Origin of the sequence: Nocardioides sp. (genome assembly GCF_036274455.1) — a bacterium.
GTDB lineage: Bacteria > Actinomycetota > Actinomycetes > Propionibacteriales > Nocardioidaceae > Nocardioides.
The window spans coordinates 1-4,657 of record NZ_DASUFR010000210.1 but is presented as its reverse complement, the minus strand read 5'-3'; the positions used below and the strand labels follow the sequence as shown (position 1 = coordinate 4,657).

General features: G+C 68.6%; 4 protein-coding genes. 2 read left to right on the top strand and 2 right to left on the bottom strand.

Translation table 11 applies throughout. The annotated features are described in order from the left end of the window. Both VFV89_RS20245 and VFV89_RS20240 read right to left on the bottom strand, forming a co-directional pair. The coding region (locus tag VFV89_RS20245; protein WP_329707781.1) for a fumarate reductase/succinate dehydrogenase flavoprotein subunit at positions 1–1,977 on the bottom strand (1,977 nt) is incomplete at its 3' end. A gap of 35 nt (positions 1,978–2,012) precedes the next feature. After that, positions 2,013–2,693 (bottom strand): succinate dehydrogenase cytochrome b subunit, encoded by a 681-nt coding sequence (locus VFV89_RS20240; RefSeq protein ID WP_329707780.1) that lies wholly within the window; start codon positions 2,691–2,693, stop codon positions 2,013–2,015. A gap of 202 nt (positions 2,694–2,895) precedes the next feature. Between VFV89_RS20240 and VFV89_RS20235 the strand changes: the two genes are divergently transcribed. Continuing rightward, complete coding sequence (locus tag VFV89_RS20235) at positions 2,896–3,729, top strand: hypothetical protein (RefSeq protein WP_329707779.1); 834 nt, start codon at positions 2,896–2,898, stop codon at positions 3,727–3,729. 13 nt (positions 3,730–3,742) lie between these two features. Further along, on the top strand, positions 3,743–4,657 hold a 915-nt coding region (locus tag VFV89_RS20230; protein ID WP_329707778.1), incomplete at its 3' end, for an FAD-dependent oxidoreductase.

The following is a 4,657-nucleotide window of genomic DNA, read 5'->3' as shown; positions in this document are numbered from 1 at the left end:
GATCGGCTTGCGCATCTCGTGGCCGTCCTCTCCCGGCCACTCCCAGGCGGCGACATAGGCGTACTGCTCGTCGCGACGCAGCGCCTCGCCGTCCTCGGTCTGCGACTCGGCGCGGAAGTGGCCGCCGCACGACTCGCGGCGGTTGAGGGCGTCGATGCACATCAGCTCGCCGAGCTCGAGGAAGTCGGCGACGCGGCCGGCCTTCTCCAGCGACTGGTTGAGGCTGTCGGCCGTGCCGAGCACCTTGACGTTGCGCCAGAAGTCGTCGCGCAGGGTGCGGATGAGGTCGATCGCCTTCTTCAGGCCGTCCTCGGTGCGCTCCATGCCGCAGAACTCCCACATGATGTTGCCGAGCTCGCGGTGGTAGGAGTCGACGCTGCGGGTGCCGCTCGTGGTGAGGAACGCCTCGATCCTCGACCGCACCGACTCCTGCGCCTCGACCACGGCCGGATGGTCCTCGGGCACCCGGTCGAAGGGGCCGTCGGCGAGGTAGTCGCGGATCGTGTTCGGTAGCACGAAGTAACCGTCGGCGAGCCCCTGCATGAGCGCGGAGGCGCCGAGCCGGTTGGCGCCGTGGTCGGAGAAGTTCGCCTCGCCGGTCACGAACAGGCCGGGGATCGTGGCCTGCAGGTCGTAGTCCACCCACAGCCCGCCCATGACGTAGTGCACGGCCGGGTAGATCCGCATCGGCACCGTGTAGGGGTCCTCGCCCGTGATCCGGGCGTACATGTCGAACAGGTTGCCGTACTTGGACTCGATCGACTCGCGGCCCAGCCGGTCCATGGCGTCGGCGAAGTCGAGGTAGACCCCGCGGCGTACGCCCTCCACCTCGGGGCCGACGCCGCGGCCCTCGTCGCAGACGTTCTTGGCCGCGCGGGAGGCGATGTCGCGGGGGACCAGGTTGCCGAACGACGGGTAGATCCGCTCGAGGTAGTAGTCGCGGTCCTCCTCGGGGATCTGCCGCGGGTCCTTGTCGCAGTCCGACGTCTTCTTGGGCACCCAGATCCGGCCGTCGTTGCGCAGCGACTCCGACATCAGGGTCAGCTTCGACTGGTGGGCGCCGGTGACCGGGATGCAGGTCGGGTGGATCTGGGTGAAGCACGGGTTGGCCATCAGCGCGCCCTTGCGGTGCGCCCGCCAGGTGGCGGTCACGTTGCTGCCCATCGCGTTGGTGGACAGGAAGAAGACGTTGCCGTAGCCACCGGTGGCCAGCACCACCACGTCGGCGAAGTAGGTCTCGATCTCGCCGGTCACCAGGTCACGCACGATGATCCCGCGAGCCCGGCCGTCGACCACGATCAGCTCGAGCATCTCGTGGCGGGTGTAGCAGCGGACGGTCCCGGCGGCGACCTGCCGCTCCAGCGCCTGGTAGGCGCCGATCAGCAGCTGCTGCCCGGTCTGGCCGCGGGCGTAGAACGTCCGTGAGACCTGTACGCCGCCGAAGGAACGGTTGTCGAGGAGCCCGCCGTACTCCCGGGCGAACGGCACGCCCTGCGCCACGCACTGGTCGATGATGTTCACGCTGACCTCTGCCAGCCGGTAGACGTTCGACTCCCGTGAGCGGTAGTCGCCGCCCTTGATCGTGTCGTAGAAGAGCCGGTAGACCGAGTCGCCGTCGCCCTTGTAGTTCTTGGCCGCGTTGATGCCGCCCTGAGCGGCGATCGAGTGGGCCCGTCGGGGGCTGTCCTGGTAGCAGAACGACTTCACGACGTAGCCGGCCTCGCCCAGGGTCGCGGCCGCCGAGGCGCCGGCCAGTCCGGTGCCGACCACGATGATCGAGAGCCGGCGCCGGTTGGCGGGGTTGGCGATCCTGGCCTCGAACTTCCGGGTCCCCCACCGGTCCTCGAGGGGGCCACCCGGCGCCTTGGTGTCGCGGACCGGGTCGCCGTCGACGTAGTAGCCGGCCGCGTCGTCGTAGCGCTCCCCCCCCGGCTCGCGGGTGCGGGAGGAGTCGAAGGACAGGGTCGTGTCCGGCATGTCCGGCTTGTCGTCGGGGGTGCCGTGCGGCGTGGTCATGAGATGACTCCGGCGAGGACGAAGACCGGGACCAGTGAGAAGCCGCCGGCGATGACGGTGGCGACGATGTAGCCGAGCACGTTGGCGTTGCGGCGGGCCCTGGCGTTGTTGGTGAGGCCGAGGGTCTGCGCGGCGCTCCAGGTGCCGTGCCGCAGGTGCATGGCCAGGGCGCCCATCGCGAGCAGGTAGATGACCGTCAGCCACCAGGTGCTGAAGGAGTCGACCAGCAGGTCGTAGGGGTCGTCGGTCGGGCCACCCGAGACGTTGACCTTGCCGATCGTGAAGTTGATCAGGTGCCAGACGACGAAGAGGAGCAGGGCGATGCCGCCCCAGCGCATCCAGTGCGAGGAGAACGTCGAGCTGTTGTTCTTCTTCATGACGTACTTCGTGGTGCGGGCACGCTGCTTGCGCCGCCAGAGCACCAGCGCGCACGTGACGTGGATGGCCAGCGAGACGATCAGAACGGCGCGGATCACCCACAGCAGCCCGGCGTGGGGGAGCATCGGCTCGCCGATCGTGCGGATGTGGTCGGCGTACTCGTTGTAGGCGTCGTGGCCGCTGAAGGCCTTGAGGTTGCCGTACATGTGCACGAGCACGAACAGGATGAAGATGATGCCGGTCACCGCCATGAGCATCTTCAGCGCGATGGTCGACCGGGTCGATCTGGCCCCGGTCACGAGGCCCGTCGTCTGACCCGGACTCGGACGCGTGGTCGCCACCGGACGAGGCTATCGCGGCCCGTGCGCAAGCTCCCCCGTCCGAGGGTGTGTGACATTTGCCGCCTTCGTGCGGGGGACCCGGGTGCAACCGGTTATACATCGGCGTGGCAATGTGCAGGTTGCGCGTTGGCATGGCGCAGGTCCAGCAGCGGAGGTGGCAATGGCGTCGACGGACGCTCGTGAGTCGGCAGTGGCGTCCAGCGACACGATGGCAGCGGGGGTCGGGTCGCCGACGCGCGCTCGGATCGAGGCGCGGACGCTCCGTCAGGACCGCTGGTGGCTCTACCCGGCGGCGACGTTCACGGTCTTCATGGCCTTCGTCGTCTACGCCACGATCCGCGCGTTCATGGGGAGCCACTACTACTCGGCGCCCTACCTCTCGCCGTTCTACAGTCCGTGCCTGGGCGACTGCGTCGAGGGCTCGTCCGACTTCGGCCAGCCCTTCGACTGGTGGCCGCTGTCCGCGGCGCTGATCATCCTGATCTTCCCGCTCGGCTTCCGGCTGACCTGCTACTACTACCGCAAGGCCTACTACCGGTCGTTCTGGCTCTCCCCGCCGGCCTGTGCGGTGGCCGAGCCGCACCGCGGCTACACCGGCGAGACCCGGTTCCCACTGATCGTGCAGAACATCCACCGCTGGTTCTGGTACGCCGCGGTCCTCGTCTGGGCGGTCCTCACCTACGACGCCGTCCTGGCCTTCCGCGACGAGAACGGCGACTGGGGCCACATGGGTCTCGGCACGGTGCTGATGGTGGTCAACGTCGTCCTGCTCGGCCTCTACACGTTCGGCTGCCACTCCTGCCGCCACATCACCGGTGGCCGGCTGCGCCACTTCAGCAAGCACCCGGTCCGCTACAGGCTGTGGACCTGGGTGTCGAAGCTGAACGCGCAGCACGCCCAGTACGCGTGGTACTCCCTGTTCTCCGTGGCCCTCGTCGACGCCTACATCTGGATGCTGGCGGCCAACGTGTTCGACGACCCGCGGTTCTTCTGAGGAGGTCGCTGAGATGACCGAGACGAGCATCGAGAAGCACACCTACGACGTGGTCGTGATCGGCGCCGGCGGGTCCGGCCTCCGGGCCGCGATCGCCGCGCACGACGCCGGCGCCCGGACCGCGATCGTCTGCAAGTCCCTGCTCGGCAAGGCGCACACCGTCATGGCCGAGGGCGGCATCGCCGCGGCCATGGGCAACCGCTGGCCGGAGGACAACTGGCAGGTGCACTTCCGCGACACCATGCGTGGCGGGAAGATGCTGAACAACTGGCGGATGGCCCAGCTGCACGCCCAGGAGGCCCCGGAGCGGGTCCAGGAGCTCGAGGACTGGGGCGCGCTGTTCGACCGCACCGAGGACGGGCTGATCTCCCAGCGCGACTTCGGCGGGCACCGCTACGCCCGGCTCGCCCACGTCGGCGACCGCACCGGCCTGGAGATGATCCGCACCCTCCAGCAGCGCGCCGTCGCGCTCGGCATCGACTGCTTCATGGAGTGCACCGTCACCGACCTGCTCAAGGGGCCGGACGGCGCGATCTCGGGCGCCTTCGGCTACTGGCGCGAGACCGGGACGTTCATCGCGTTCGAGGCCCCGTCCGTCGTCCTGGCCACCGGCGGGATCGGGAAGTCGTTCAAGGTCACCTCGAACTCCTGGGAGTACACCGGCGACGGCCACGCGCTCGCGCTGCGCGCGGGCGCCTCGCTGATCAACATGGAGTTCGTCCAGTTCCACCCCACGGGGATGGTCTGGCCGCCCTCGGTGAAGGGGCTGCTGGTCACGGAGTCGGTCCGCGGCGACGGCGGCATCCTGAAGAACTCCGAGGGCAAGCGGTTCATGTTCGACTACATCCCAGAGTTCTTCAAGGCCGAGACCGCGGACAACGTCGAGGAGGCGGACCGCTGGTACGACGACAAGAAGAACAACCGTCGC

What these genes read in the sequence shown, in the direction of transcription:
- VFV89_RS20235 (WP_329707779.1), top strand. Translation starts at nt 2,896, where the DNA reads ATGGCGTCGACGGACGCTCGTGAGTCGGCAGTGGCGTCCAGCGACACG.